We start from the raw sequence: 24,885 nt of genomic DNA on the forward strand, positions 1-24,885 counted from the left end.
ATGCCGTTCCGCTACATCCTCCTCGAGTCCCTTCGACAGCTGCGCAATGTGCGCTCACTCGCCTTCACCTTCGTGATCCCGCTGGTGATGCTGCTCATCTTCGGCTCGCTCTACGGTTCGGGTGGGCAGCAGGAGCAGCGCTCAGGCCTCCCCTGGCTCATCGTCACGACCGTGCAGATGGCCTCCTACGGCGGAATGCTCGCCGCCCTCTCGCAGGCCTTCGCCATCACCACGGAGCGTTCGATCGGCTGGAACCGCCAATTGCGAATCACACCGCTCTCCGGGGTCGGCTACCTCGTGTCGAAGGTCGCCGCTGCCCTGCTCGTGGCGCTCGGCACGATCATCGCCCTCTGCGCGGTGTCGATCATCGTGCTCGGGGCGCGGATGGATGCCCTGCACTGGTTCACCGCGATCCTGGGCATCTGGATCGGCGTCATCCCCTTCGCTCTCATCGCCGTGGCGCTCGGCCAGTTCGCCCGCCCCTCCTTCGCCCAGCCCCTCTTCACCGTGGTGTTCCTCGGCATGGCGATCCTCGGCGGGCTGTGGATCCCGCTCGAGGTGATGCCCACCTGGGTGATCTCGATCGCGCAGACGGTGCCCTCGTACTGGCTCAACAAGCTCGGCCAGATCGGGGCGGATGGCACGGGCAACGCCCTGCTGCCGATCGTCGTCCTCGCCGCCTGGACCGTCGCACTCGCCGCCCTCATCACCTGGCGCTATCGCCGCGACGCCGCCCGCGCCTGAGCCGCTCGCAATAGGGTGAACACCGTGTCGACAGAGACTGCAGCGAACGAACCAGGGATGCCCCTGCGCGACCGACTCCGCGCTCACGGTGCCCGCTCCTGGTACATCGGGGCCGGATCCGGCCTGATCTGGCAGGTCATCCTCGTGTTCGACGTGCTCTTCCTCGACGGCCCGGTCGTCTCGAAAGTGCTCGGCCTCCTGCTTCTCGCAGTGCTCTACGCGCTGTTCATGCTGCTCGGCCCGATCCTCTGGGTCGAGAGCGTCCGCACCCGGCTGATCGCCGTCGCCGCGTACTGGGCCGCCTCATTCCTGCTCTTTCCCCTGATCGGTCCGGTCGCGATCTGGATGTGGCTGCTCGTCGTCTCGCTCGTGGCCTTCATCAACCTGCCGCTTCGGCTCGCGATCGGATTCTCGGTGCTCGTCATCCTGGTGCAGGGGGCGATCGGGGCTTCCGTCGGGTTCACCCTTGGACTGGTCTTCGCCCCGATGGTGACCGCGGTGGGTGCAGCGACCTTCATCGGGCTCGGACTGATCTCCCGCACCAACGTCACGCTGCGGGGGGCCAACGAGGAGATCGCCCGGCTGGCCGTCGTGGAGGAGCGCGCGCGATTCAGCCGTGACCTCCACGACGTGCTCGGCCACAGCCTCACCGTGGTCACGATGAAGTCGGAGTTGGCCCGCCGGCTGATCACCATCGATCCGGCGAAGGCAGAGCTCGAGATCGCGGACATCGAACGCCTCACCCGCAGCGCCCTTGCCGACCTGCGCCTCGCGGTCTCCAACTACCGGGAGACCACGGTGGATGCCGAGCTGGTCGCGGCGAAGACGGCTCTCGCGGCCGCCGGCATCCAGTCCCACCTGCCGGAGTCGGTGCCCGCGATCGACCCCCGGCAGCAGGGAGTGTTCGCCTGGGTCTTGCGCGAGGGGGTCACCAACGTGATCCGCCATTCGGGGGCCACGGCATGCTGGGTGACCATCGACCACCGCTCCCTCACCGTGGCGGACGACGGGCGCGGGCCGGGCGCGACGCTCTCCGATGCCCCCGTGCCGGGCAATGGCCTTCGGGGCCTCCGCGAGCGCAGCGCCGCTGCGGCGGCAGAGTTGTTGGTGGGGCAGAGCCCCCAGGGTGGATTCCAACTCGTGGTGCGCGGTGCCGCGTGAGTGAGGCGATCCGCATCGTGATCGCCGACGACCAGGCCCTGGTGCGTGGCGCCCTTGCTTCGCTGCTGTCACTGGAACCAGACATCGAGGTCGTCGGGCAGACGGGTCGCGGAGACGAGGTCCTCGAGCTGGTGACCGGCACCGGGGCATCCGTCGCCATGCTCGATGTGGAGATGCCGGGCCTCGACGGTCTCGCGGTCGCCCGCCAGCTGCGGGACTCCGGCCTCGACTGCCGATCGCTCATCGTCACGACCTTCGGTCGGCCGGGCTACCTCCGGCGCGCGCTCGAGTCGGGGGCATCCGGTTTCGTCGTGAAGGACACCCCCTCGCACCAGCTCGCGGATGCCGTGCGCCGCGTGCACGCCGGGTTGCGGGTGGTGGATCCCACCCTGGCCACCGAGTCGCTCATCTCCGGCGGATCCCCACTCAGCGCGCGGGAGACCGACGTGCTGCTCGCGCTGCGATCCGAGGGGAGCATCGGGGATGTCGCGAAGCAGTTGCACCTCTCGGAGGGCACCGTTCGGAACCATCTCTCCTCCGCCATCGGCAAAACCGGGGCGCGAAACGGAAGCGAAGCCGTGCGGATCGCCGCCGACAACGGCTGGCTGCTCTCCTAACGCTTCGGTATCGATCGAGGTCGCAGAGCGCAGCCCGGGGGTAATCTGGTCGGCTGTCCCACCCCGGACGGCAGTAAAGGGGCCACCACCGTGACCGACTTCACGATCGAGCGGGTCGTCATCCCGCGTCATCTCGAGCATCCGGACGCCGTCGACTTCATCGCGACCGCCGAGGTGCGCAATGCCTGCGAGGTCGACGGTTTCGGCACCGAAGAGCTCGCCGTGACTCCGGCGGAGCTGCTGCCGGTCTGGCTCGACCAGGAGTACGAGCCGAAGCAGCTCTTCGCGGCCCGGGTGGACGGACGCGTCGTCGCGCGCGGGATCTTCGAGACCCGCCCCTCGGCAGAGGGCGACATGGCCTGGCTCGCTGTGCAGGTGCATCCGCAGTTCAGGCATCGCGGCATCGGCACCGCCCTCACCGATCACCTGGAGGCGATCGCCGCCGCCGAGCACCGCACCCAGCTGGTGGTGTACACCGTGTCGAAGGCAGCCGAGGGAGACCGGCTCGCCTCGCCCACCGGCTTCGGATCCGTGCCCGCCGACAACAGCGAGGTGCGGATGCTGCTCGGCCGCGGCTTCCGGCTCGAGCAGGTCGAGCGCGCCAGCCGGCTTGCTCTTCCCGTGCCGGCCGCCGCCATCGACGCGCTCGTCGACGAGTCACAGCAGAGGGCGGGCGCCGACTACCGCGTTCACCGGTGGACCGGTCGCACCCCGGAGCGCTGGCTCGACGACATGGCGCTACTCTTCACGCGCATGAGCACGGATGCGCCAACCGCGGGCCTCGAGGAGCCGGAGGATGTCTGGACCCGCCAGCGCCTGATCGACTACGAGGATCGCGCCGAAGCCGGCCCGAAGACATCTCTCGTCTCCGTGGTCGAGCACGTGCCGAGCGGGCGGCTGGCGGGCCTCACCGAACTCGGGGCACCCGCCGAGGTCGATCGTGCGGTGTCGCAGAACGACACGATCGTGCTGAGGGAACACCGCGGACACCGGCTCGGGATGCTGCTGAAGGCGGCGAACATCCGCCACCTGCAGGAGGCGGCCCCCGGGCATCCGTCGATCATCACCTTCAATGCCGAGGAGAACCGGCACATGCTCGATGTGAACGAAGCCGTCGGCTTCATCCCGATGGGCTACGAGGGCGCCTGGAAGAAGGTGCTCGCTGGCCCGTGACGGTCAGCTGCCCGACGGAGTGCAGTTCTTCCACGCCGGGCTGGATTGCACCGCCTTGGCGAAGGATTCGACGGTGGCTCCGTAGCCCCCGGCGACGGCGGTGTCGGCGATCTTCTGCGCCTCAGCCCCCTTTGCCTGCTTCGGGGTCGCGTGAAGAGTCTTGAGATCGGCCTTCAGGCTCTCCGGCAGCGGACGGAGTTTGTCGCCGCGGTGATCCTTTCGCCACTCGGCCCGGGCTTCGACGGCGGCGCCGTAACCGCCGTCGATGGCCTTGGACTGGATCTTCTTCAGTGCGTCACGACGGTCGGCGCCGGGCTTCAGCGCCCTGGCCGCCTTCAGGTCGGTGCGCAGCTCGCTCGGAACGGCCCTCCAGGCCGAGACGAGATGCTCGCCGAAGGAGCAGCTCGCCGAGTTGGTGCTGATCGGCGTCGGGGCCGTGGCCGCATTCGCGGCGAGCCCACCGGTTCCGAGCGCGAGGGCGAGCCCGGCGCCGACAGCGACTCCCGTGGCCCAGCGTGCGGCGGTCTTCGTGTTCTTCATGACAGTCCTCCCGTGGTAGCCGCCGTTCTGCGACGCTGAGTCAGACTGCTCGCCCCGTGTCCGGGCGGGGTTCGGCGAATGTTCGGGCAACGTAAGACCGGCGCGAATGCGCGGCCGGGCATCCTCAGTGCCACCAGAATGGTGCCATGGAGTCGAAGGGTCTCATCGTGATCGTCGAAGACGAGCGCGCGATCGCCGACCTGCAACGGCTCTATCTCGGCGAAGCGGGATTCGGCGTTCATGTCGAGAGTGACGGGATCGCCGGGCTCGCCAGTATCCGCCGGCTGCACCCCGTCGCCGTCGTGCTCGACGTTGGCCTGCCGAGCCTCGACGGCATCGAGATCTGCCGACGGATGCGAGCCGCGGATGACTGGACGCCCGTCATCTTCGTCACGGCTCGCGATGACGAGGTCGACCGCATCCTGGGGCTCGAGCTCGGCGCCGACGACTACCTCACCAAGCCCTTCTCCCCGCGCGAGCTCGTGGTGCGCATCCGCACCATTCTGCGTCGCCACGCGGGAACACCCTTTGCCGCCCCGGTGGCCGCCGGCGCCGTGACGCTGGATGCCGCACGCCGCCGGGTGGAGGCTTCCGGTCACCCGGTCGAACTCACCAGCACCGAATTCGACCTGCTCGCCAAGCTGATGAGCTCGCCGGGGCAGGTCTTCACTCGGGAGCAGTTGCTGTCGAGCGTGTGGGGTCACGCGGACTACGGGCTCGGACGCACCGTCGACGTGCACATCGCCCAGCTGCGGGCGAAGCTCGGGGCCGACAGCCCCATCCGCACCTCGCGCGGGGTGGGTTATTCGGTGGCGGAGTGAACGCCTGGTTCCATTCGCTCCGCGGTCGGATCACCCTCGTCACGGTCAGTGTCGCCGTGCTCGCTGTGCTCATCACCGGTCTGGTCTCGGCGCAGCTGGTACGCCAGTCGACTATCGCCGAAGGCCGCGCCCAGCTCGCCGCGCAGGCACAGCTGCTGAGCCGGCTGCCCGCCGCGACCAATCTCGCATCTCTCCGGGAGCGGGTGCGTCTCGCGCTCGGCGACACCCGGGTCGCTGTAGTCGGCCAAGAAGGGCGGGTCTCCGGGCCGGGTGCTGCCTTCGTGTCGGCCGCCGATGTGACGACCCTTCTCGCAGGCGATCCGGTCTCACAGACGGAGGGCCGCAAGGGCAAGACCATGCTCGTGGAGGGCCGCCCGACGGCTTCCGGGAGCGCGATCGTGTTGGTCCGTTCGCTCGGCAATCTCGAGACCGCGACAGCCGGAACCGTTCGGCGGGTCTTCCTGGCTCTGGCGATCGGGGTTCTGGTGGCGATCGTCGCCGGCACCCTCCTCGCGCGCTGGCTCACCCGTCCGCTCGTCGCGACCGTCGAGACGGCGAGACGGATGGCGGCCGGCGAACGCGGTCTCGTCATGGAGGCGCACCAGCCCACCGAAGTCGCGGCGGTCGCCGAAGCGCTCGCGACCCTCGATCGAGCTCTCAGCACGAGCGAGGGCCGCCAACGCGAGTTCCTCCTCTCGATCTCGCATGAACTGCGGACCCCCCTCACCGCCGTGCGCGGCTATGGAGAGGCGATGGTGGACGGACTCATCCGCGAAGGCGACATCGCCGGCGTCGGCGCCACTCTGGTCACCGAGACCGAGCGACTGGACCGCTTCGTCGCCGACCTGCTCGAGCTGGCCCGACTCGAGGCCGACGATTTCGCGGTCATCCGCCAGCCAGTGGATGTCGCCCTCATCCTCGAACAGACCGCCGACGCCTGGCGCGGAAGGGCCGCCACGCTCGACGTGACCGTCAAGGCGATACCCGCTGCGCCCGGGCTCGCCATGGAGACCGATGCCCAACGGGTGCGCCAGCTGATCGACGGGCTGGTGGAGAACGCCCTGCGCGTCTCCCCCGCCGGATCGACGGTGTCCATCGCCGCGCGCGCCTTCGGCACGGGGGTGGTCATCGAGGTCCGTGATGGGGGCCCAGGCCTCTCGCCCGAAGACCTGGCCGTTGCCTTCGAACGCGGGGCCCTGCAGGCGCGGTACCGCGACATCCGAGCCGTCGGCACCGGGCTCGGCCTGTCGATCGCCGCCCGGCTGGTCTCCCGTCTCGGCGGGAGCATTGCGGCGGGCAATGCGCCTGGCGGCGGTGCGGTCTTCGCCGTCTCGCTGCCCGCAGCCTGATCGCCCGCGGCCTGATCGCCCGCAGCACCCCTGCCCCTTCCGGCATAGCTCCTGCAATCTGCCGGACGCCGCCCGTGGGCTGTCGGATTCACCGGGGCCGACCCGGTCGCAGGCCGGAGTTGCAGGAGTTACGCCGCAGTAGAGGCCGCGCGGATCTTCTGGCAGAACGGGCAGAAGTGCGAGCCGCGGTTCATGAACGACTCGCGGACGATCGGCCGGCCGCACCGTGGACAGCTCTTGCCGTGCTGACCGTAGGCGTTGAGCGAGTGCGAGAAGTAGCCGGACGCGCCATTCACGTTCACGTATTGCGCATCGAAGCTCGTGCCGCCCTCCGCGAGCGCACGGCCGAGCACCAGCCGCACCTCCGCGAGCAGCGCGCGAGCCCGCGCTCGGGAGAGCGTCGCCGTGGGCTGGTCGTAGTGGATGCGGGCCGCCCACAGTGCCTCATCCGCGTAGATGTTGCCGATGCCGCTGATGAGGCCCTGGTCGAGCAGTGCCCTTTTGATTCCGGTGCGACGCGCTGCCAGCGCATCGAAGAAGCGCCGGTCCCTGAAGGCCGGATCCAGCGGATCCCTGGCGATATGCGCCACCTGGCCGGGGATGAGGGCGGCATCCGAGCCGAATCCCGCGGCATGGCCGTCGGGGGTGGGCAGCAGTCCGTCGATCGCCATGGATCCGAAGATGCGCTGGTCGACGAAGTCCACACGCAGGGGTCCGTCGTGAGCGGAGGAGATGTCCAACCGGATGCGCAGGAGCCTGTCATCCGCCTGACCGACATCGCGAAGCAGCACCTGGCCGCTCATGCCGAGGTGCACCACAAGGGCCTCCTGTGCGGGAGAAGACCCGGCCGACAGAGGCAGCCAGAGGAACTTGCCGCGGCGGACGGCGGCGAGGATGCTGCGCCCCACGAGCCTCTCGACGAAATCCTCGCTCGGACCGTCGTGGCGGCGCAACGACCGTCCCTCGAAGACGGTGACCGCGTCGATGGTCGCAGCGGTGACAGCCGGTTCGAGACCGGCCCGCACCGCCTCGACCTCGGGAAGTTCCGGCACCCTCAGCGCTGCGCGGGAATGGACGCGGAAAGAATGGTCCAGGCCTCGAGGGCAGCCGCCATCTCGGCCTGCTTCTTGCTCGTGCCGTCGCCCTTGGCGATGTCCGCGCCCTCGAGCGACACCGTGGCGTGGAAGCGCTTGGAGTGGTCGGGTCCGGTATCCGTCACGGCATAGTGCGGCAGTCCACGGCCCGTTCGGGCGGAGAGTTCCTGGAGGCTCGTCTTCGGGTCCATCGCGGCACCGAAGCGATCGGGATCGAGCATCAGCGGGGCGACGAGGCGCAGCACGAGTGCGGTGGCGGCCTCTCCGCCGGCATCGAGGTACGTCGCGCCGATCACGGCTTCGACGGTGTCGGCGAGGATGGATGACTTGTCACGACCGCCGGTGAGTTCTTCGCCGCGTCCGAGCCGGATGTGGCGGCCGAGACCGATGGCGCGGGCCACCTCGGCGAGCGCGACGGAACTCACCAGACTGGCTCGCCGCTTGGCGAGCTCTCCCTCGTCGAGCGAGGGGTTGTCCCGGTAGAGCATCACGGTCACGGCCTGGCCCAAAATCGAGTCGCCGAGAAACTCGAGGCGCTCGTTGTGCGCGAGGCCACCATGCTCGTAGGCATAGGACCGATGGGTCAACGCGAGCTCCAGGAGTTCCGAGCTCACGTCGACCGCGAGAAACGACTCGAGTTCACCTCGAGCCGCTTCAGTCCCCGGCATCGGAATGACCAATGGATCGGTGACGATAACGGGGACTAAACGTCCGCGACCTTACGGCCCTTGTACTCCATGTACAGGGGGGCTCCGGTGGAGTCCTCCACGACCTTCGCGCGGTGCGGCAGGCTGTAGGTGACCTTGCCGCCTTCGACGGTCTTCACCAGGGTGGGCGGGGTCGCCTTCCACTGGGCGCGGCGCGCGCGGGTGCTGGCGCGGGACATCTTGCGCTTCGGTACGGCCATGAGTTTCTCTTTTCTCTACTCCGCGCTGCTGGCAGCGTCGGTCACATTCGTGGTGGTGGTGGAGTCTGTACTTCCGTCGAAACCGGCCAGGTTCTCGAGAGCCGCCCACCGTGGATCGATGGCGTTCTCGTGTTTGTGGCCCGGGTTGTCGAGGAGCCGTACCCCACACTGCGGGCACAGGCCGAGGCAATCTTCTTGACAGACCGGCTGGAACGGGAGTGACAACACCACCGCATCCCTGACTACGGGTTCGAGATCGATGGTGTCCTCGTGAACCTCATATTCAAAAGCTTCGTCTGAAGAATACGCGAAAAGCTCCTGAATTTCGACCTGGACGGCCTGTTCGATGTCAATCAGGCACCGACCGCACTCCCCCGCGGCCGTGCCTTCGATGTCGGCGCTCACGAGGATGCCGTCGTGAAGGGACTCCATTCGAAGGTCGACGGTGAGCTCGCTGCCCTCTTTCACACCGATCATCGCGTTGCCGAAGCCTTCGGGCACGACGATGTCGATCGATCGCTCGCGCATCTCGCCGGGGCGGTGCATGAGGTCGTAGACGTCGACGGTATAGGGGGTCTTGATCACGTGAGGCACCAGACGAGTTTACGCGAGCGGCCGCCTCGAGCCGTGATGCTTCGCTGTGCTCTGCGCGAACCGCTCCGAGATATCCCCGTGTGCAGGATGGGTCCACGCCGAGTGGCTCTCCGTCAGAGCGACATCGACTATCTAGCGCGGATGGATGCGTCGAGCCCGCGATACCTCCGCCGCTCCCGCACTGCAGCCACCGCGATCACCGTCATGTGCGGCACGGTGAGGGCCGCAAGCCCGATGAAGACGAGACGGATGATCCAGTCGCCGGCGAGCGGCCCGCCCGGCGCGAAATCACCCGCGAACATCGCGGTGAGGATGCCGACCGCGACGATCGGCACCACCGTGTACACCACCGTGATCAGAACGGCCAGCCTGCCGCTCCTGCGCTCCTCGGCGAATCCGTGGCGCAGATGTCGCGCGCTGTGGAGGGCGCAGAAGTACACGACGAAGAAGACGAGAGGGGGCGCGACGATCGCCAGGGTCCCGGCGAGCAGGATCTCGAGAGCATCGGCGGGCCTGCGGCGCAGCGCGAGCGCCGCTCCGACCAGCATCGCGACGATCGCGACCGGCCCGAGCCAGGACTGCACATCGGCCACCACCGCTCCCCCACTGCCCGCGAGGGTGCGATAGATGCCCGCGACCTCGTCGTGGTGGGAGAACGCCGGAAGGGTGAGAAGACCGACGCCCGTGAGCGAAGGAACGACGACGCCGCGCCCGCCGTTCCAGTCCGCACCGAAGTGGATGCCCGAGACGAGAAGGAAGCCGACGAGACTCGCCGCCGGGGCGAGCTGCCAGACGAGCACCACCACGACGACGATCGCGATGTAGCCGAGATTGAAACCGGCGAATCCGAGTGGCGTGCGCCACAGCCCCGCCCGGCGGGCGATGAGCGGATCGAGCGCCCCGTGAGGCAGCCCGAGCGTCGCGACGAGCAGGCCGAGCACGGCAACCTGAACGGGCAGCGGCGGGGCTGGCAGGCCCAGGGCGATGGCGAGCACTGCCACGAGGGCGAGCACCGAGAACAGCACGGTCTCGAAGGAGGGCCGCACCACCGCGACCGTCGAGCGCAGAATCCCGCTCACGCGTGCACCAGCTCGTGGGGCACCGGAAGCGATCTCGGAGCCAGTTGCCGCAGGAACGGCACCGTCGGCAGGCTGGCGATCAGGGCGACATAGTCGGTAAGTCGCGCCGCATCGCTCAGGAATCGCACCAGTCCCGCGGCGGGCACTCCCCGGGCGAGCGCGAGGAAGTAGTCTGGCGTGCGCTCGAGATCCGCGCGTACGGCCTGCAGGAAGATCCGGTCCATCGAGCGTCTCAGGAAGGGCTCTGCCGGATGCCCGATCGGCGGCCCGCCCCGCTCGAGAGCCTCGGCGCAGGCGCGTGCCCAGCGTTGGATGCGCAGGAAACCGTAGCCGGACGCTGCCCTGAGGGCACCTCCGGAATTGCCGGCGAAGACCACGCCCCGCGGGGATTCGGGAAGTCCGCCGAGCATCCCCATCGTCAGCACACCACCCTCCCGCCGGATGACGTGAGCCCCGGCCAGTCCCAGTCGCGAAAGCTCCGCGTCGAGTTCGGCCCGCAGGGTCACCGTCGGCACGGGCGAGCTGCTGAAGCGCGTCCATTCCACGAGGGCGCGCGTTCGCCCGAGCGGAAGCGTGTAGCGAAAGTGCATGCCGCCCTCGTCCGTGGCCATCGAATCCATGAGCCCCACCTCGCCACCGTCGAACGGCAGTGGATGCTCGCTCTCGATCTCGACGCCGCTGAAGCTCTGGTAGAGCATCGCGGGCATCGGCCGCGGCCGGGTGTCGATCACGTGACGGGCGAGGATGCTGCCGCGGTCGGTCTCCACCCGAACGAGAGGGGCCGGCCCATCGTCGAGAGGCACGAGCTCCGTGGCCCGCACGCCGGTATGGGTGAGGATGCCGGGCGCGCGATCGATCTCCTGCAGCGCGCGTTCGTAGAAGTCGCTTGCGCGGATGTACTGGTAGCGGAGTCCCGGCACCCGGTGATGCAGAGCCGGGCCGGTGGCACCCGAGAAGCGCCAGCTGTCCCAGCTGTGGGAGACGAGGTCGGAGAGGTCGTGGCGCTCTGGCCGCCAGAAGCACCAGCTGCGGTCATCCTCGTACCCGACGCGAGGCTCGACCAGCTGCACCCGCAGAGGATTCCGCGATTGCGCGAGCCGAGCGGCAAGCGTGAGCCCGGCGCATCCGGCTCCCAGAATCACGAGGTCGGCATCGGCAACTGCAGCGGGCCTCGTCATAGTTAAGAAACTAAGCTATCTGGCCCGCTGCCGCTGCCACTCTCGGGGTACGCACAGGTGAGCGCCCCCTCAGGCGTTCTCCACCGCCGTGAATGCCTCGTCGTAGATCACCAGGGCCTGAGCCACCTCGTGCGGGGTGACCACGCACGGCGGCACCACGTGGATGCGGTTGTCGGCCGAGAAGGGGAACAGTCCCCGCGACATCAGCTCGGTCTTCAACTGCGCGATGACCGCGCCGGAGACCGGATCACGGGTCTCGGGGTCGTCGACCAGGTCGAGCGCCCAGAACACGCCGAGTCCGCGCACCTCCCCGATCATCGGATGCTTCGCGGCGAGTGCCTCGAGCCCGGGCCCCAGGTGGTCGGTGCCGATGACGCGGGCGTTCTCGACGATGCGCTCGTCCTCCATGGCATCCAGCGCCGCGACGATCGACGCCATGGCGAGCGGATGCCCGGAGTAGGTGAGTCCTCCGGGGAAGACCTGGGTCTCGAAGGCGTTGGCGATCGATTCGGAGATGACCACTCCGCCGGCAGGCACGTAGCCGGAGTTGACTCCCTTGGCGAAGGTGATGAGATCGGGGGTCCAGTCCCCTTCCTGGGCCGCGAATCCCTGCCAGGCGAACCATTCTCCCGTGCGCCCGAATCCGGACATCACCTCGTCCATGATCAGGAGGATGCCGTATCTGTCGGCGAGATCGCGAACGCCCGCCAGGTATCCGGGCGGCGGCACGAGCACGCCCGCGGTACCGGGAACCCCCTCGATGAGGATCGCCGCGATCGACGCCTGGCCCTCCGACTGGATGACCCGCTCGAGGTGGTGCAGCGCGCGGGCGCATTCCTCCTCGGGCGAACCGGCCCAGAACTCCGAGCGGTAGAGGAACGGCCCGAAGAAGTGCACGTGGCCGCGGGCGAACTCGTTGGGCACGCGGCGCCAGTCGCCGGTGGCGACGACGGCCGCTCCGGTATTGCCGTGATAGGAGCGGTACTGGGAGAGGATCTTGTCTCGCCCGGTGACCAGTCGCGCCATGCGCATGGCATTCTCATTGGCATCCGCACCGCCGTTGGTGAAGAATATCTTGCTGAATGGGCGACCCGCCTTGGCGAGGATGCGCTTGGCGGCCTGCCCTCGGGCGAGATTCGCGTGCGCCGGCGCGACCATCGTGAGGAGATCGGCCTGCGCCTTGATGGCATCGATCACCCTCGGGTGCTGGTGGCCGATGTTCATGTTCACGAGCTGGCTCGAGAAGTCGAGGTAGTGGTTGCCGTCGTAGTCCCAGATGGTGGACGCGAGGCCCCCGGCCATCACAAAGGGCTTCAGCGCACCCTGTGCAGACCAGGAATGGAAGACGTGCGAGCGGTCGAGGTCGTAGGCGACGGCGCCGTCGGACGGATCGAAAGTGCCCGCGTCGGGGATGGTGGGGTCGAGAGTGGTCATTCGGTGCCTTCTTTCGGTGGTGCGGGGGCCGCGGAAACGGCCCCCGCACCCGGTGGATCAGATACTACTTGCCGCCCTCCTTGAGAGTGACGGTGAGCGGGGTGAAGCTGCTTCCGGTCGTGTCGACGCCCTCGGTCTTCAGCTCCGCAAGGGCCTTCTTCACGTAGGTGTTGGAGTAGGCGGTCTTCGGCGGCGTGGCCGTGATGATCGTCGAGCCGGTGTCGTTCTTGGTGCCCTTGGCGATCTTCACGGTGGTGTCCCACGACTTCGTGTCGATGGTGCCGATTCCGCCATCCTTCGACGGCCAGATCAGCTTGTTGACCTCGTTGGTCATCCACAGCTGGTGGCTGGTGCCGAGGGTGGATCCCGCGGCCGTCACGATGTCAGCCGACTTCTGGGGATTGTCGCGCACGTAGATCCACCCCTTGATCGACGCCTTGATGAACTTGACGGTCTCGGACTGGTACGCCTTGTCGTCGGCCAGCTTGCCGGCATCCGCCCAGATCGCGTCCTGCAGCATCGCGGTTCCGTCGTCGTTCCAGTTGATCACGTTGAGGTCATCGGCCGTATAGAGCTTGCCCGTCGCCGGGTTGATCGTCTCGAGCACCTGGGCGTACTCGTTGTAGGTCATGGCCTGGGCCGCGTCGATGTCGCCGGCGAGGAAGCCCTTCATGTCGAAGGCCTGCTGCACGAGGCTGATGCCGGACGTGGTGTTGATGCCCGCATCCTGCATGCCGGCGAAGAGCTCCCACTCGTTGCCGTAGCCCCAGCTGCCCACCTTCTTGCCCTTGAGGTCGGCCGGCTTCGTGATGCCCTTGTCCTTGAAGGAGATCTGCGTCGTGCCGCTGCGCTCGAAGATCTGGGCGACATCGGTGACGTTGACACCCTGCTCGATCGAGCCGAGCACCTTCGGAACCCAGGAGATCGCGTAGTCGGCCTCCCCTGACGCGACCGATTTGATCGGCACCGTGTCGGCACCCGCCTCCTTGATGGTCACATCGAGGCCCTCGTCCTTGTAGTAGCCCTGAGCCACCGCGGCGTAGTAGCCCGCGAACTGCGCCTGGGCGACCCACTGCAACTGCAGGGTGACGGGGGTGAGGGCGCCGGCGCTGCTGGCGGCCTTGGGGGTGCTGCTGCTGCAGCCGCTGAGCGCGAGCGTGCTCGCCGCGGCGACTCCGATGATTCCGAGAACAATTCTTCTGCTGTGTTTCATTGTTACTTCCTCCTTGGTGGTCACTGAAGTGGGGCGGTGATTTCGCCGGCGGCCGGGCCGCCGGACGTCAGGCGGGAGAGTGCCTCGTTGCAAATTTCTCCAGGGCGAGGGTGAGCAGGTAGAACACGAGTCCGAGGGCGATGGCACCGAGCACGAATGCATAGGCGAGGGCGTAGTTGCTGTAGGAGGCGGCGGAGGTTATCGATTTGCCGAGGCCGTCGACGGGACCGCCGAAGTACTCCGCGATCAGCGCAGAGATCACGGCGAGGGATGACGCGATCCGCAGTCCGGTGAAGAGGAAGGGTGTCGCTCCCGGCAGGGTCACCGTGCGGGTCGCCTGCCAGGAACTGGCGGCATAGGCCCGCATGAGGTCGCGATGCACGGGTCGCACCTGGCGGAGTCCCCGCAGGGTGTTGACATAGACCGGGATGAACACGGCAAGGGCGGCGATCAGCTGACGACCGGTCTCGGCCCCCGCTCCGAACATCGTGTAGAGCACCGGCGCGAGCGCCACGATCGGCACGACCGCGAGCGCGGTGACCACCGGCAACGAGATCTCATCGAAGACGCGCACGAGCGCCGACACGATGGCGAAGAGGATGCCGAGCACGGCGCCGAGCAACAGGCCGACCAGCGCATTGAAGCCCGTGACCCTCGTGCCGGCCCAGATCGTGCCGAACGCGCGCGTGAACTGGTCACCGATCGCCGTGGGGCTCGGCAGCACGTAGGGCTTGATCGCAAAACCCACGACGGCGAGTTGCCAGAGCAGCAGCACGACGACACCGAGAACGACGGGCGCGACGATCAGCCGCACCCGTCCGGCTCCGGCCGACCTCATCGCGTCTCCACCCCGCGAACCTCGGCGGTGGGCGCGCCGTGCAGCGCCTCGCGCACCGCACTCACCGCGGCGAAGAATCCGGAAGCCTCGCGCAAGCCCTCGTCGCGGTTGCCCGCGCTGCCGAGCCCGACCGGCACTATCTCGCGGATGCGGCCGGGTCGGGGCGACATCACCACGACACGGTCGGAGAGGAACACCGCCTCGGGGATCGAATGCGTCACGAACACCACCGCGGCGCCGGTCTCGGCGCACAGGCGCACGAGCTCGTCCTGCATCCGCTCGCGGGTCATCTCATCGAGGGCGCCGAAAGGCTCATCCATCAGCAGCAGCTCTGGGCTCTCGGCCAGCGAGCGGGCGATGGCGACGCGCTGCTGCATTCCCCCGGAGAGTTGGTCCGGGTAGCGGTCGGCGAAGTCGGACAGCCCGACGAGAGCGAGCAGTTCGGCGGCGCGTGCCCGTCTCGCGGTCTTGCCGACCCCGTGCAGCTCGAGGGGCAGCTCGATATTTCCCGCGACGGATCGCCACGGCAGGAGTCCGGCCTGTTGGAAGGCGATGCCGTAGTCCTGGTCGATGCGAGCCTGCCGCGCCGTCTTGCCGAAGACCTCGATGCTGCCGCTCGTCGGCTGGTCGAGGTCGGCGATCAGGCGGAGGAGGGTCGATTTGCCGCATCCGCTCGGTCCGATGAGGGAGACGAACTCCCCGGGTGCCACCGTGAGGTCGATCGCCTCGAGGGCGACGACCTGCTTGCCGCGGGCGAGCGGGAAGGTCTTGGATGCTGCGTTGACGGTCACGGCGTCACTCATGCTGCTACCTCTCCCCGACGGTACTTGCGAAGGCCGAGCCCGATGGCGGCCACGAGGCCGGCGGCGATCAGTCCGATCGCGACCGCGCCGAAGATGGGGGCCCAGGGTTTGCCCGGATCGCCGCTGGACGCCGAGGCGTACTCGATCATCATTCGTCCGACCCCGCCGCGGAGGCCGATCGAGACCTCTGCAACGACGGTGCCGATCACCGCGTTCGCAGCGGCGAGCCGAAGGGCCGGAAGCAGGTACGGGATGCTCGCCGGAATCCGCAGCGTCACCAGGGTCTTCCACCACCCGACCGCATAGCTGCGCATGAGTTCGACGTGCGCCCGGTCGGGCGCCTCGAGGCCGCGGAGGGCGCCGACGGAGACCGGGAAGAAGGCGAGATACGAGGCGATCAGGGCCACCGACATCCAGTCCTGCCAGCGGGCTTCGCCGAACTTCAGCTGGGCGCCGATTCCCGCGACCAGGGGCGCGAGCGCGATGAGGGGCACGGTCTGGCTGAGCACCACCCAGGGAAGCAGCGCGGACTCGGCGGTGCGGAAGCGCTGCATGAGGATCGCGAGAAGCATGCCGACGACCACCCCGATCAGCCAGCCGACCGCGGCGATGCCGAGGCTGAATCCGGCCGCCTGCACGACGGCGCTCCAGAGCGCGGGCGAGCCGGGTGCCGAGGTGACCGGCTCGAACAGGCGAGTGAACATGGTGACGAGGTGCGGCATCGCGAGGTCGTTCGTGCGCGGCAGGACGGTGAGCCCGTTGATCACGAACCCGTTCGCCGGACCGAGAGCCTTGTAGGCCTCCCACAGCACGCCGAGCAGCACGACACCGACCACGCCGAGCAGGATGCCGCGGGTGCGGGTCATACCTTCGCCGTGATCTGGTCGCGCAGGGCCGGGATCACGGTCTCGCCGTAGACCCGGAGCGTTTCCTCTTTGTTGTCGTGCTGCAGGTAGCCGGCGAACTGGTCGACCCCGAGCTCCCGGAGCGCCTTGAGTTTCTCGATGTGCTGGTCGGCGCTGCCCAGCAGGCAGAACCGGTCGACGATCTCGTCGGGGACGAACTCGGCGTGCGAGTTGCCCGCCCGGCCGTGCTCGTTGTAGTCGTAACCCTCGCGGCCCTTGATGTAGTCGGTGAGAGCCTTCGGCACCGCCGAGCCCTCGCCGTACTTCGCCACGATGTCGGCCACGTGGTTGCCCACCATGCCACCGAACCACCGGTTCTGGTTTCGCATGTGGTCCCAGTCCTCACCGATGTACATCGGCGCGGCAACACAGAACTTGATCGACAGTGGATCGCGGCCCACCTTCTCTGCGGCGGACCGCACCGTCGCGATCATCCACTCCGCGACATCCAGGTCCGCCATCTGCAGGATGAAGCCGTCGCCGACCTCGCCGGTCAGCTTGAGGGCGAGCGGGCCGTAGGCCGCTACCCAGACCTCGAGTTCGCTGCCGACGCTCCACGGGAACTGCAGTTGAGCGCCGTTGTATTCCACCGAGCGGGAGTTCGCGAGTTCGCGGATGACGTGGATCGATTCACGCAGGGTCTTGAGGGTGGTCGGCGCGCCATTGGTCACGCGGACCGCGGAGTCGCCGCGACCGATGCCGCAGATCGTGCGGTTTCCATACATCTCGTTGAGGGTGGCGTAGATGGATGCCGTGACGGTCCAGTCGCGCGTGGCCGGGTTGGTGACCATCGGGCCGACCTTGATCCGGTGCGTCTCCGCGAGGATCTGGCTGTAGATCACGTAGGGCTCCTGCCAGAGCAGGTGGGAGTCGAAGGTCCAGGCGTAGTCGAACCCGTGCTGCTCGGCGAGCTTGGCGAGATACACCGTGCGCGAGGCCGGCGGGTTGGTCTGGAGTACTGCTCCGAATTCCATGGGGCTCTTTCTGTTTTCTACGATTCCGCTGGTCGACTGGGCCGCCTGCGGCCGTATCGAGACCTTTCGGCCGGTCTCGATATGCTCGCTGGCGCTCGCTACTCGACCGACAGGGGGGTCAGATCAGGTACTGGCTCAGGCCTCGCTTGAAGTACTTGCCGTCGCCCTTCGTGCCGAGGTAGCGATTGTCGTCCACGATCACCTTGCCGCGGGAGATCACGGTGTCGACGTGACCGTCGATCTCGAAGCCCTCCCAGGCGCTGTAGTCCATGTTCATGTGGTGCGAGCGACCTTCGCCGATGCCGATCGAGGTGTGGCCGTTCGGGTCGTAGATCACGACATCCCCGTCTGCACCGGGCTGGATCACGCCCTTCTTGCCGTACATGCCGAACATGCGGGCCGGCGTCGTCGAGGTCACTTCGACCCAGCGCTCGAGCGAGATCTGTTTGTCGACGACGCCCTGGTAGAGCAGGTCCATGCGGTGTTCGACCGAGCCGATGCCGTTCGGGATCTTCGAGAAGTCGTTCAGGCCCATGTCCTTTTGCCCCTTCATGCAGAAGGGGCAGTGGTCGGTGGAGACCATCTGGATGTCGTTGGTGCGCAGGGACTGCCACATGTGGTGCTGGTGGCCATCCTCGCGTGACCGCAGCGGGGTCGAACACACCCACTTGGCCCCCTCGAACGATCCCCATTCCTCGCTAGAGGCACCGAGCTGCTCCTCGAGCGAGAGGTAGAGGTACTGCGGGCAGGTCTCGCCGAACACGTTCTGGCCGCGATCACGGGCCGTGGCGATCTGCTCCACGGCCTGCTTCGCACTCACATGCACCACGTACAGCGGCGCTCCGGTGAGGTTCGCGAGCATGATGGCGCGGTGCGTCGCCTCTTCCTCCGCCTGCCACGGGCGGGTGGTGCCGTGGAAGTAGGGCGAAGTGTTGCCAGCGGCGACGGCCTGCTGCACGAGCAGGTCGATCACGCTGCCGTTCTCCGCGTGCATCATGATCATCGAGCCATTGGTGGCGGCTTTCTGCATGGCCTTGGTGATCTGTCCATCATCCGAGAGGAAAACACCCTTGTAGGCCATGAAGAGCTTGAAGCTCGAGACCCCCTCGGTGAGCAGCTCGTCCATCGCCACGAGCGAGGAGTCCTGCACGTCGCTGAGGATCTGGTGGAAGCCGTAGTCGATCGCGCACTGTCCGGCCGCCTTGGCCTGCCAGAGGTTGTACTGGTCGATGATGTTCTCGCCGGCGTATTGAACGACGAAATCCACGATGGAGGTCGTGCCGCCCCAGGCCGCGGCCCGGGTGCCGGTCTCGAAGGTGTCGCTCGCATTGGTGCCGCCGAAGGGCATCTCCATGTGCGTGTGCGCATCGATGCCCCCGGGGATCACGTACTTGCCGGAGGCATCGATCACCGTGTCGACGTTGGCGGCGACATCGAAACCGAGCAGGTGGGATCCGGGCGCCAGTACCGCCGCGATCGTCTCTCCGTCGATCAGCACGTCGGCGAGCGCGGTACCGGTCGAGTTGACGACCGTGCCGTTGGTGATGAGGGTCTTCACGGCGACTCCCCTACGGCTTCGGGATGCTCGTGTAGGACTCCGGACGACGGTCGCGGTAGAACTGCCAGTTGTCGCGCACCTGCCGGATCATGTCCATGTCGAGGTCACGGATCACGATCTCCTCGTGCTCTCCGCTGCCGTAGCCGCCGATGATGTTGCCGCGGGGGTCGACGAACTGGCTGTTGCCGTAGAAGGTGACCGCGAGGTCCCCGTATTCGTTGTCCTCGCGCCCCACCCGGTTGGGCGCGGCGACGAAGTACCCGTTCGCTCCCGCGGCGGCGGGCTGCTCGATCTCCCAGAGGCGGTTCGAGAGGCCCGGCTTGGTGGCGTTGGGGTTGAACACGATCTGCGCTCCATTGAGGCCGAGCTCGCGCCATCCCTCGGGGAAGTGGCGGTCGTAACAGATGTAGACGCCGATCGGACCGACAGCCGTGTTGAACACCGGGTAGCCGAGGTTGCCGGGGCGGAAGTAGAACTTCTCCCAGAACTTGTCGAGGTGGGGGATGTGGTGCTTGCGGTACTTTCCGAGGATCGTGCCGTCGGCATCCACCACCACCGCGGTGTTGTAGTAGACGCCGGGCATGTCCTCCTCGTAGATCGGAAGCACCATCACGAGGTTCAGTTCCTTCGCGAGGGCGGCGAAGCGCTGCACGATCGGGCCGTCGGCCGGCTCGGCGTAGGCGTAGTACTTGGCGTCTTCGGTGATGCCGAAATACGGCCCGTAGAACAGCTCCTGGAAGCAGATGACCTGCGCGCCGTCCGCAGCCGCATCACGAGCGAACTGCTCGTGTTTGGCGATCATGGACTCCTTGTCGCCGGTCCATGTGGTCTGGGTGATCGCTGCGCGTACGACAGTCAATGGGGCCTCTTTCGCCGAGCTGTAAATCTCACGGTTTTTGTTATTGTGCGCCGTAAACATTTCCCTTATGTTTCTGTCTATGACGTTGGCGTAAACATAGGGCCGATTCGAATCCAGATCAATCATTGACAGCGGAGGCCGGATGTGAAGCCCATCGCTGCTGCCGTCGAAGAGGCGACCCCGCATGGGATCGCGGCGACGGTCGCGCGCATGATCACCTCGGGGGATCTCGCGCCGGGCGACCGCCTGCCCACCGTGAGAGAGCTCGCGCTCGACCTCGGCGTGAGTCCGGCGACAGTCAGCCATGCCTGGCAGGCGCTCTCGGGAGTCGGGCTCATCGTGTCTCGCGGGCGCAGCGGAAGCTTCGTGATGGCCGCCCCGCGCAAGTGGCTCCCCCCTCGTTTCCAGGGCCTCGCCGGTCAACTCGAGGCGACCCGCCTCGATCTGTCGAGCGGCACGCCCGACCCGCAGCTGCTTCCCGCGCTCGGTCCGGCGCTCTCGCGGGTGGCGGAACGCGCCGGCACGGCGAGCTATCTCGACCAGCCCGTGATTCCGGAACTCGAGACCGTGTTGAGATCGAGCTGGCCCTATGAGGTGCAGGCGATCACCGTGGTCGACGGCGCTCTCGATGCGCTGTCCCGCGCCATGGAGACCGTCATCCGGTTCGGCGACCGTGTGGTGGTCGAAGACCCCGGGTTCCCTCCGATGTTCGACCTCCTCGACCACTTCGGGGCGGTGCGCGTGCCAGTGCGCCTCGACGAAGACGGCATGCGCCCCGACCTGCTCGCGGAGGCGCTGACCACGCGACCGACCGCGATCCTGCTGCAGCCCCGCGCGCAGAACCCCACCGGCCGCTCGCTCACGAAGGCGCGGGCGGAGGAGCTTGCCCGCGTCATCCGCCTCAGCCGGCACGCGAGCGATGCCATCGTGATCGAGGACGACCATTCCGGCGAGATCGCGGTCTCGCGCGATGTGAGCCTCGGGAGCTGGCTACCGGGGCAGGTGCTGCACATTCGCAGCTTCTCCAAGTCGCACGGTCCCGACCTGCGCATCGCGGCCATCGGCGGGCCGACCGAGATCATCGACCGGCTCGTGGCCCGACGCATCCTCGGTCCGGGATGGACTTCGCGCATGCTGCAGACGATCCTGCATGATCTGCTCACCGACTCAACTTCGATCTCGGAGGTCAACGACGCCAGACGCATCTACCGCTCCCGGCAACGGCGACTCTCGGAGGCGCTCGCCGGTCACGGCGTGACCCTTGCCCCCTCGGATGGCATCAACACCTGGCTCGAGGTGGCGGATGAGCGCTCCGCCATCGTCCAACTGGCCGCGGCGGGCATCCGAGTGGCTGCCGGAACGCCCTTCGAGGCGAGCGCCGGCGGCCATTTCGTCAGGGTCACCGCTGGGCTGGTGAGCCGCGACTTCGACACGATCGCCGAGCAGCTTGCGACGGCCTCGCGGGCCTGAGCGCGGCCGCGTCGCTCCCTGCCGTCCCGTTCGGCCCGATCGGCGACAGGCGGCAGCGAGGTCACCGAAGCGAGGTCGCTGCGGGCGCCGGAAAGCGCAGGAACAGGATCGCGAGCAGCCCGCAGCCGAGGTAGAGCGCGGCCTGGGCGTCCAGGACGGGAATCACACCGACGCTGTCCGCGAGCACGCCGGATGCAACAAGTCCGAGCCCCTGTGCGGCCAGACCGAGGGTACCCATCGTGGCGACGACCCGTCCGATCGAGCCGGGAGGGGTGACCCCCTGCACCACCGTGATCGTGCCTGCCGTCGTCGCGATCGCCGGGATGCCCATGGCCACGAAGAGAGCGACGTACACCACGACCACCGTGCTCACGGGGGCAACATTCCAGGTGACCAAGGCGATGAGTCCGAACACCACGAAGCCCCACCCGATGAGGATTCGTGTGTTCACCCGTCGGATGAGCATGCCCACGACCAGACCGCCGAGGATGCCACCGATAGCCTGCACCCCCCGTAGCAGGCCAACTTCGGTGTCGTTCGCTCCGAGGATACGCACCACGAACACGACGAAGAGCACAAGGAAGACCCCTTGAGCGAGCGATGCGATGCACTCGATGAGGAGCACGATTCGGAGCGGAGGCGTCGTGCGGATCGTGGTCAGCCCCGCCGCGAGATTCCGCCAGAAGCCCACGGCGATACCCGCCGGCGCATCGGAGGGACCCTCGACTCGAGCGGCGGACAACAGCACTGCACTAACCAGGTAGCTCGTGACATCCATCGCTACGACTCCCCCGAGCCCCAGTGTGGCGAAGACGATTCCTCCGAGCGGTGATCCGACGAGTCGCGCGAGGTTGTCGCTCACCGCGACGAGCGAATTCGCCGCCCCCAGCTGCGCGGTCGGCATCAGTCGCGGCAGGAGCGCCTGGCGGACCGGCTGCAACCCCGCCGCCAGTCCCGCCTGCACCGCCGCGACGAGGTAGACGATCCACAGCCGGTCTGTCGACGCGAGGAGGAGCGGCAACAGGGCGACCGCCTGGGCGAGGTTGAGCGCGATCATCACCCGGCGATGGTCGAAATGATCGACGACCATCCCGAGCACCGGTCCGAACAACAGCACGGGCAACAACTCGGCAATGAAGACCGTGGAGGCCCCGAGCGCCGAGCCCGTCGCCGCGAAGACGTAGAGAGGCAGCGCGATCATCAGCAGCCAGTCCCCGGTGTCGGAGACCAGGCTGCCCGACCAGACCAACGCGAAGTCCCGATCCTTCAGTGGCGAACGCTCTCGGGGTGTAGCGACAGTCATCGGCCCGAGTCTGGATGCCGGAAGGCATCGACCTGCACGTAGACGACCTCGCTGTCTTCCGGAGGAACCGCCCGCGTGAGACCGATGTACGGGCGGATGAGCGCGTCGAGAGAGTCTGCGAGGGTCCGGAGTTCGGCAGAGGTCATCAGCAGGGCGTACGAGTTCGCGGATGCGGCGTCCCGCCATTCCGCGGGAGTCTGCGACCGCACTGCGAGGGCTTTCTTCTGCAACCGGGCACCATCGTCGATCTGAGCCTCGGTGATGAGCCGCTCCACCGTCGCCGCTGCATCAGTGCCCTCTTCCCCCCGGAACTCGAAGCCGGTGGCGGCGCTCCTCCAGGGGCGCTCCCGCCCGTCCGCCGATTGAAGTGACTCCACGAATCCATACCGAGCCAGTGATCGCAAGTGGTAGCTGCAGTTGGATGCCGTCGAGCCGACGGCTTCGGCGCAGGCGCTCGCGGTCTGGGCGCCGAAGGCCATGAGGTGGTTGAGGATCGCCAGCCTCAGGGGATGCGCCAGAGCCCGAAGTGCCCGGGCATCGGTCACTGATTTCCGATTCTCCGGAACCGGGTCGATCAATTTGAAAGACATGTTTCATATCTTAGCGAAAGAAGGCCGCCGGAGGATCTCGGGGATCCCCCGGCGGCCGGGTGCGAAACCTCGGGCTATCGGCCCTTGGAGCGCAGCAGGTCCGCGACGCGGATCGCGTCGCCCTCCGGTGCATCGGATTTGCGGTCCGGCCGCGCGATGAACAGGTACAGCAGCCCGACACCCATCACGATCGCCAGGCCGATGAGAACGATCCAGTCGTTGAGAAACACCCCGGAGCGCCCGGGAACGGCGAGCAGCACCATGGCGAACACTCCGTAGGCGAGAGCCGCGATGTTGATCACGAAGCCCGCGCGCCCCAGGCTGAAGGGTCCCGCCGGGCGCCATCCCTTGATCCGCTGGCGCAGGGACGCGAGTACGACCGCCTGGAACGCCACGTAGATGCCGAGAACGGCGAACGAGGTGATCTGCGTCAGCAGGCCGTCAGGCCCCACGAAGATGATCAGGCACAGGATCACCGGAATGGTGCACGCCACGATCAGGGCGTTGGTTGGCACCTTGCTGCGCGGCGAGACCTTGGCGAGCCAGCGGTGGCCGGGGATCATCCCATCCCGAGCGAAGGAGAAGAGCAGCCGGCTGGCGGCCGCCTGAAGACTCAGAACGCAGGAGAGGAACGCGGTGAGCGCCACGAGCAGGAAGATCTTCGCTCCGACATCCCCGAGGGAAGCCTGGAGGATCGCGGGGATCGGGTCGGCATCCTTGCCATCCACGATCGACTGCAGGTCGGGAGCGGCCATGACATAGCCTCCGAACGCGAAGAGCGAGGACACTCCACCGACGAGGATGGTGAGGATCATGGCGCGCGGGATGCGGCGGGCCGGGTCAGCAACCTCCTCCGCGACGTCGCCACAGGCTTCGAAACCGTAGAAGAGAAACAGTCCGGCGAGCGCGGCACCGAGGAATGCGACCCCGTAAGAGCCCTTGCCCTCGACCCCCATGGAGTTGAAGAACACGCTGAATTCCTGGTGGCGCTGGAAGATCAGCAGGTACAGTCCGACCGCGATCACGCCGATGAGCTCGGCCGCGAGGCCGATACGGGCGACGCGTCCGAGCGTCTTCGTGCCGGTGAAGTTGAGGCCGAGCGCCACGATCAGGAAGACGACCGTGAGACCGAGCGTGACCGCCTTGGTCACCGGAAGACCGATGAGGCTCGCCAGGAATCCGCTGCCGAACTCAGCGACGGCGGTGATGGTGACGATCATGGCCCAGATGTAGACCCAGGCCGCCATCCACGCATATCGACGGCCCCAGAGGCGACGGGTCCAAGGATAGATCCCCCCGTGGATGGGGTACTGGGACACGACCTCGCCGAAGACGAGAGCAACGAGCATCTGCCCGCCACCCACGATCAGCAACCAGAAGATCGAGGGCGGTCCGCCCGTGGAGACGGCCAGGGCGAAGAGCGAATACACACCGACGAGCGGGGAGAGATAGGTGAAGCCGAGGGCGAAATTGGCCCACAGGGTCATCGATCGGTCGAACGTGTCCTCGTAGCCGAGAACAGCGAGATGCTCGCTGTCGGATCGTTCGGAGGTGGGGGAAGAATCAGCGGGCATTGTTACCTTCCAGCCTTCTTTGTGAAGCACCACGATCGGCAGTGATCGCAGCATCCTCACAGGGTGAGACACAATCTAGCGGGACGGCTGCCACGCCATCGACCGCC

General features: G+C 67.4%; 25 protein-coding genes. 7 read left to right on the plus strand and 18 right to left on the minus strand.

What is annotated here, in order from left to right; genetic code table 11:
- The 4 genes from VLI63_RS04195 (at position 1) to VLI63_RS04210 (ending at position 3,695) form a co-directional block, all read left to right on the plus strand.
- The gene (locus VLI63_RS04195; RefSeq protein WP_409155648.1) at positions 1-744 is read left to right on the plus strand and encodes an ABC transporter permease; all 744 of its coding nucleotides are present in this window, start codon (positions 1-3) and stop codon (positions 742-744) included.
- Positions 745-768: 24 nt separating this feature from the next.
- The gene (locus VLI63_RS04200; RefSeq protein WP_409155649.1) at positions 769-1,905 is read left to right on the plus strand and encodes a sensor histidine kinase; all 1,137 of its coding nucleotides are present in this window, start codon (positions 769-771) and stop codon (positions 1,903-1,905) included.
- Entirely contained in the window at positions 1,902-2,522 is a 621-nt protein-coding gene (locus tag VLI63_RS04205) for a response regulator (protein ID WP_409155650.1), read from the plus strand. Before VLI63_RS04200 ends, VLI63_RS04205 begins: the two co-directional genes overlap by 4 nt.
- Before the next feature lie 90 nt (positions 2,523-2,612).
- The gene (locus tag VLI63_RS04210) at positions 2,613-3,695 is read left to right on the plus strand and encodes a GNAT family N-acetyltransferase (RefSeq protein ID WP_409155651.1); all 1,083 of its coding nucleotides are present in this window, start codon (positions 2,613-2,615) and stop codon (positions 3,693-3,695) included.
- A gap of 3 nt (positions 3,696-3,698) precedes the next feature.
- Here VLI63_RS04210 and VLI63_RS04215 read toward each other — a convergent pair whose 3' ends face one another.
- Complete coding sequence (locus VLI63_RS04215) at positions 3,699-4,235, minus strand: hypothetical protein (protein WP_409155652.1); 537 nt, start codon at positions 4,233-4,235, stop codon at positions 3,699-3,701.
- Between the two features lie 146 nt (positions 4,236-4,381).
- Here VLI63_RS04215 and VLI63_RS04220 point away from each other — a divergent pair, with 146 nt between their 5' ends.
- Together VLI63_RS04220 and VLI63_RS04225 are read left to right on the plus strand one after the other, a co-directional pair.
- Positions 4,382-5,056, plus strand: coding sequence for a response regulator (locus tag VLI63_RS04220; protein ID WP_409155653.1), 675 nt, complete (start codon positions 4,382-4,384; stop codon positions 5,054-5,056).
- Positions 5,053-6,405, plus strand: coding sequence for a sensor histidine kinase (locus VLI63_RS04225; protein ID WP_409155654.1), 1,353 nt, complete (start codon positions 5,053-5,055; stop codon positions 6,403-6,405). The genes VLI63_RS04220 and VLI63_RS04225 overlap by 4 nt, the downstream gene beginning before the upstream one ends.
- A 128-nt stretch (positions 6,406-6,533) precedes the next feature.
- Here the strand turns inward: VLI63_RS04225 and mutM are convergent, their stop codons facing one another.
- The 14 genes from mutM to VLI63_RS04295 form a co-directional block, all read right to left on the minus strand.
- The gene (mutM, locus tag VLI63_RS04230; RefSeq protein WP_409155655.1) at positions 6,534-7,457 is read right to left on the minus strand and encodes a bifunctional DNA-formamidopyrimidine glycosylase/DNA-(apurinic or apyrimidinic site) lyase; all 924 of its coding nucleotides are present in this window, start codon (positions 7,455-7,457) and stop codon (positions 6,534-6,536) included.
- 2 nt (positions 7,458-7,459) lie between these two features.
- Positions 7,460-8,167 carry a ribonuclease III gene (rnc, locus tag VLI63_RS04235; RefSeq protein WP_409155656.1) on the minus strand — a complete coding sequence of 236 codons (708 nt, stop codon included), beginning with the start codon at positions 8,165-8,167 and terminating at the stop codon, positions 7,460-7,462.
- A gap of 35 nt (positions 8,168-8,202) precedes the next feature.
- Entirely contained in the window at positions 8,203-8,406 is a 204-nt protein-coding gene (gene rpmF, locus VLI63_RS04240; RefSeq protein WP_185201195.1) for a 50S ribosomal protein L32, read from the minus strand.
- 15 nt (positions 8,407-8,421) lie between these two features.
- Positions 8,422-8,952 carry a YceD family protein gene (locus VLI63_RS04245; protein WP_409155770.1) on the minus strand — a complete coding sequence of 177 codons (531 nt, stop codon included), beginning with the start codon at positions 8,950-8,952 and terminating at the stop codon, positions 8,422-8,424.
- A 176-nt stretch (positions 8,953-9,128) separates the two neighbouring features.
- Positions 9,129-10,079 (minus strand): Brp/Blh family beta-carotene 15,15'-dioxygenase, encoded by a 951-nt coding sequence (locus VLI63_RS04250; protein ID WP_409155657.1) that lies wholly within the window; start codon positions 10,077-10,079, stop codon positions 9,129-9,131.
- The gene (locus tag VLI63_RS04255) at positions 10,076-11,257 is read right to left on the minus strand and encodes a lycopene cyclase family protein (RefSeq protein WP_409155658.1); all 1,182 of its coding nucleotides are present in this window, start codon (positions 11,255-11,257) and stop codon (positions 10,076-10,078) included. Before VLI63_RS04255 ends, VLI63_RS04250 begins: the two co-directional genes overlap by 4 nt.
- 69 nt (positions 11,258-11,326) lie before the next feature.
- On the minus strand, positions 11,327-12,691 hold the full coding sequence (locus tag VLI63_RS04260; protein WP_409155659.1) for an aspartate aminotransferase family protein: 1,365 nt from the start codon (positions 12,689-12,691) through the stop codon (positions 11,327-11,329).
- 64 nt (positions 12,692-12,755) lie between these two features.
- Positions 12,756-13,904 carry an ABC transporter substrate-binding protein gene (locus tag VLI63_RS04265; RefSeq protein WP_409155660.1) on the minus strand — a complete coding sequence of 383 codons (1,149 nt, stop codon included), beginning with the start codon at positions 13,902-13,904 and terminating at the stop codon, positions 12,756-12,758.
- Between the two features lie 67 nt (positions 13,905-13,971).
- Positions 13,972-14,742, minus strand: a complete 771-nt coding sequence (locus VLI63_RS04270; RefSeq protein WP_409155661.1) for an ABC transporter permease — start codon at positions 14,740-14,742, stop codon at positions 13,972-13,974.
- A complete protein-coding gene (locus tag VLI63_RS04275) occupies positions 14,739-15,545 on the minus strand; it encodes an ABC transporter ATP-binding protein (RefSeq protein WP_409155662.1) in 807 nt (268 codons plus the stop codon). Before VLI63_RS04275 ends, VLI63_RS04270 begins: the two co-directional genes overlap by 4 nt.
- The gene (locus VLI63_RS04280) at positions 15,542-16,411 is read right to left on the minus strand and encodes an ABC transporter permease (RefSeq protein ID WP_409155663.1); all 870 of its coding nucleotides are present in this window, start codon (positions 16,409-16,411) and stop codon (positions 15,542-15,544) included. Before VLI63_RS04280 ends, VLI63_RS04275 begins: the two co-directional genes overlap by 4 nt.
- Positions 16,408-17,424, minus strand: a complete 1,017-nt coding sequence (locus VLI63_RS04285) for a TIGR03842 family LLM class F420-dependent oxidoreductase (RefSeq protein WP_409155664.1) — start codon at positions 17,422-17,424, stop codon at positions 16,408-16,410. The genes VLI63_RS04280 and VLI63_RS04285 overlap by 4 nt, the downstream gene beginning before the upstream one ends.
- A 118-nt stretch (positions 17,425-17,542) precedes the next feature.
- A complete protein-coding gene (gene hydA / locus VLI63_RS04290) occupies positions 17,543-18,982 on the minus strand; it encodes a dihydropyrimidinase (RefSeq protein WP_409155665.1) in 1,440 nt (479 codons plus the stop codon).
- 10 nt (positions 18,983-18,992) lie between these two features.
- Positions 18,993-19,841, minus strand: coding sequence for a nitrilase-related carbon-nitrogen hydrolase (locus tag VLI63_RS04295; protein ID WP_409155666.1), 849 nt, complete (start codon positions 19,839-19,841; stop codon positions 18,993-18,995).
- Between the two features lie 144 nt (positions 19,842-19,985).
- On the opposite strand from VLI63_RS04295, the gene VLI63_RS04300 reads away from it, so the two are divergent.
- The gene (locus VLI63_RS04300; protein WP_409155667.1) at positions 19,986-21,311 is read left to right on the plus strand and encodes an aminotransferase class I/II-fold pyridoxal phosphate-dependent enzyme; all 1,326 of its coding nucleotides are present in this window, start codon (positions 19,986-19,988) and stop codon (positions 21,309-21,311) included.
- 61 nt (positions 21,312-21,372) lie between these two features.
- Here the strand turns inward: VLI63_RS04300 and VLI63_RS04305 are convergent, their stop codons facing one another.
- The 3 genes from VLI63_RS04305 to VLI63_RS04315 all read right to left on the minus strand — a co-directional run bounded on the left by VLI63_RS04305 (position 21,373) and on the right by VLI63_RS04315 (position 24,832).
- The gene (locus tag VLI63_RS04305; RefSeq protein WP_409155668.1) at positions 21,373-22,614 is read right to left on the minus strand and encodes an MFS transporter; all 1,242 of its coding nucleotides are present in this window, start codon (positions 22,612-22,614) and stop codon (positions 21,373-21,375) included.
- Positions 22,611-23,204 (minus strand): ArsR/SmtB family transcription factor, encoded by a 594-nt coding sequence (locus tag VLI63_RS04310; RefSeq protein WP_409155669.1) that lies wholly within the window; start codon positions 23,202-23,204, stop codon positions 22,611-22,613. Before VLI63_RS04310 ends, VLI63_RS04305 begins: the two co-directional genes overlap by 4 nt.
- A gap of 74 nt (positions 23,205-23,278) precedes the next feature.
- The gene (locus VLI63_RS04315) at positions 23,279-24,832 is read right to left on the minus strand and encodes an APC family permease (RefSeq protein ID WP_409155670.1); all 1,554 of its coding nucleotides are present in this window, start codon (positions 24,830-24,832) and stop codon (positions 23,279-23,281) included.
- Positions 24,833-24,885 lie beyond the last annotated feature (53 nt).

The sequence above is a fragment of the Lacisediminihabitans sp. H27-G8 genome (assembly GCF_046156175.1).
Classification (GTDB): domain Bacteria; phylum Actinomycetota; class Actinomycetes; order Actinomycetales; family Microbacteriaceae; genus Lacisediminihabitans.

What these genes read in the sequence shown, in the direction of transcription:
- VLI63_RS04280 (WP_409155663.1), bottom strand. Translation starts at nt 16,411, where the DNA reads ATGACCCGCACCCGCGGCATCCTGCTCGGCGTGGTCGGTGTCGTGCTG.
- rpmF (WP_185201195.1), bottom strand. Translation starts at nt 8,406, where the DNA reads ATGGCCGTACCGAAGCGCAAGATGTCCCGCGCCAGCACCCGCGCGCGC.
- VLI63_RS04305 (WP_409155668.1), bottom strand. Translation starts at nt 22,614, where the DNA reads ATGACTGTCGCTACACCCCGAGAGCGTTCGCCACTGAAGGATCGGGAC.
- rnc (WP_409155656.1), bottom strand. Translation starts at nt 8,167, where the DNA reads ATGCCGGGGACTGAAGCGGCTCGAGGTGAACTCGAGTCGTTTCTCGCG.
- VLI63_RS04275 (WP_409155662.1), bottom strand. Translation starts at nt 15,545, where the DNA reads ATGAGTGACGCCGTGACCGTCAACGCAGCATCCAAGACCTTCCCGCTC.
- VLI63_RS04215 (WP_409155652.1), bottom strand. Translation starts at nt 4,235, where the DNA reads ATGAAGAACACGAAGACCGCCGCACGCTGGGCCACGGGAGTCGCTGTC.
- VLI63_RS04315 (WP_409155670.1), bottom strand. Translation starts at nt 24,832, where the DNA reads ATGCTGCGATCACTGCCGATCGTGGTGCTTCACAAAGAAGGCTGGAAG.
- VLI63_RS04195 (WP_409155648.1), top strand. Translation starts at nt 1, where the DNA reads ATGCCGTTCCGCTACATCCTCCTCGAGTCCCTTCGACAGCTGCGCAAT.
- VLI63_RS04285 (WP_409155664.1), bottom strand. Translation starts at nt 17,424, where the DNA reads ATGGAATTCGGAGCAGTACTCCAGACCAACCCGCCGGCCTCGCGCACG.
- VLI63_RS04310 (WP_409155669.1), bottom strand. Translation starts at nt 23,204, where the DNA reads ATGTCTTTCAAATTGATCGACCCGGTTCCGGAGAATCGGAAATCAGTG.
- VLI63_RS04270 (WP_409155661.1), bottom strand. Translation starts at nt 14,742, where the DNA reads ATGAGGTCGGCCGGAGCCGGACGGGTGCGGCTGATCGTCGCGCCCGTC.
- VLI63_RS04245 (WP_409155770.1), bottom strand. Translation starts at nt 8,952, where the DNA reads ATGCACCGCCCCGGCGAGATGCGCGAGCGATCGATCGACATCGTCGTG.
- VLI63_RS04255 (WP_409155658.1), bottom strand. Translation starts at nt 11,257, where the DNA reads ATGACGAGGCCCGCTGCAGTTGCCGATGCCGACCTCGTGATTCTGGGA.
- VLI63_RS04265 (WP_409155660.1), bottom strand. Translation starts at nt 13,904, where the DNA reads ATGAAACACAGCAGAAGAATTGTTCTCGGAATCATCGGAGTCGCCGCG.
- VLI63_RS04220 (WP_409155653.1), top strand. Translation starts at nt 4,382, where the DNA reads ATGGAGTCGAAGGGTCTCATCGTGATCGTCGAAGACGAGCGCGCGATC.
- VLI63_RS04260 (WP_409155659.1), bottom strand. Translation starts at nt 12,691, where the DNA reads ATGACCACTCTCGACCCCACCATCCCCGACGCGGGCACTTTCGATCCG.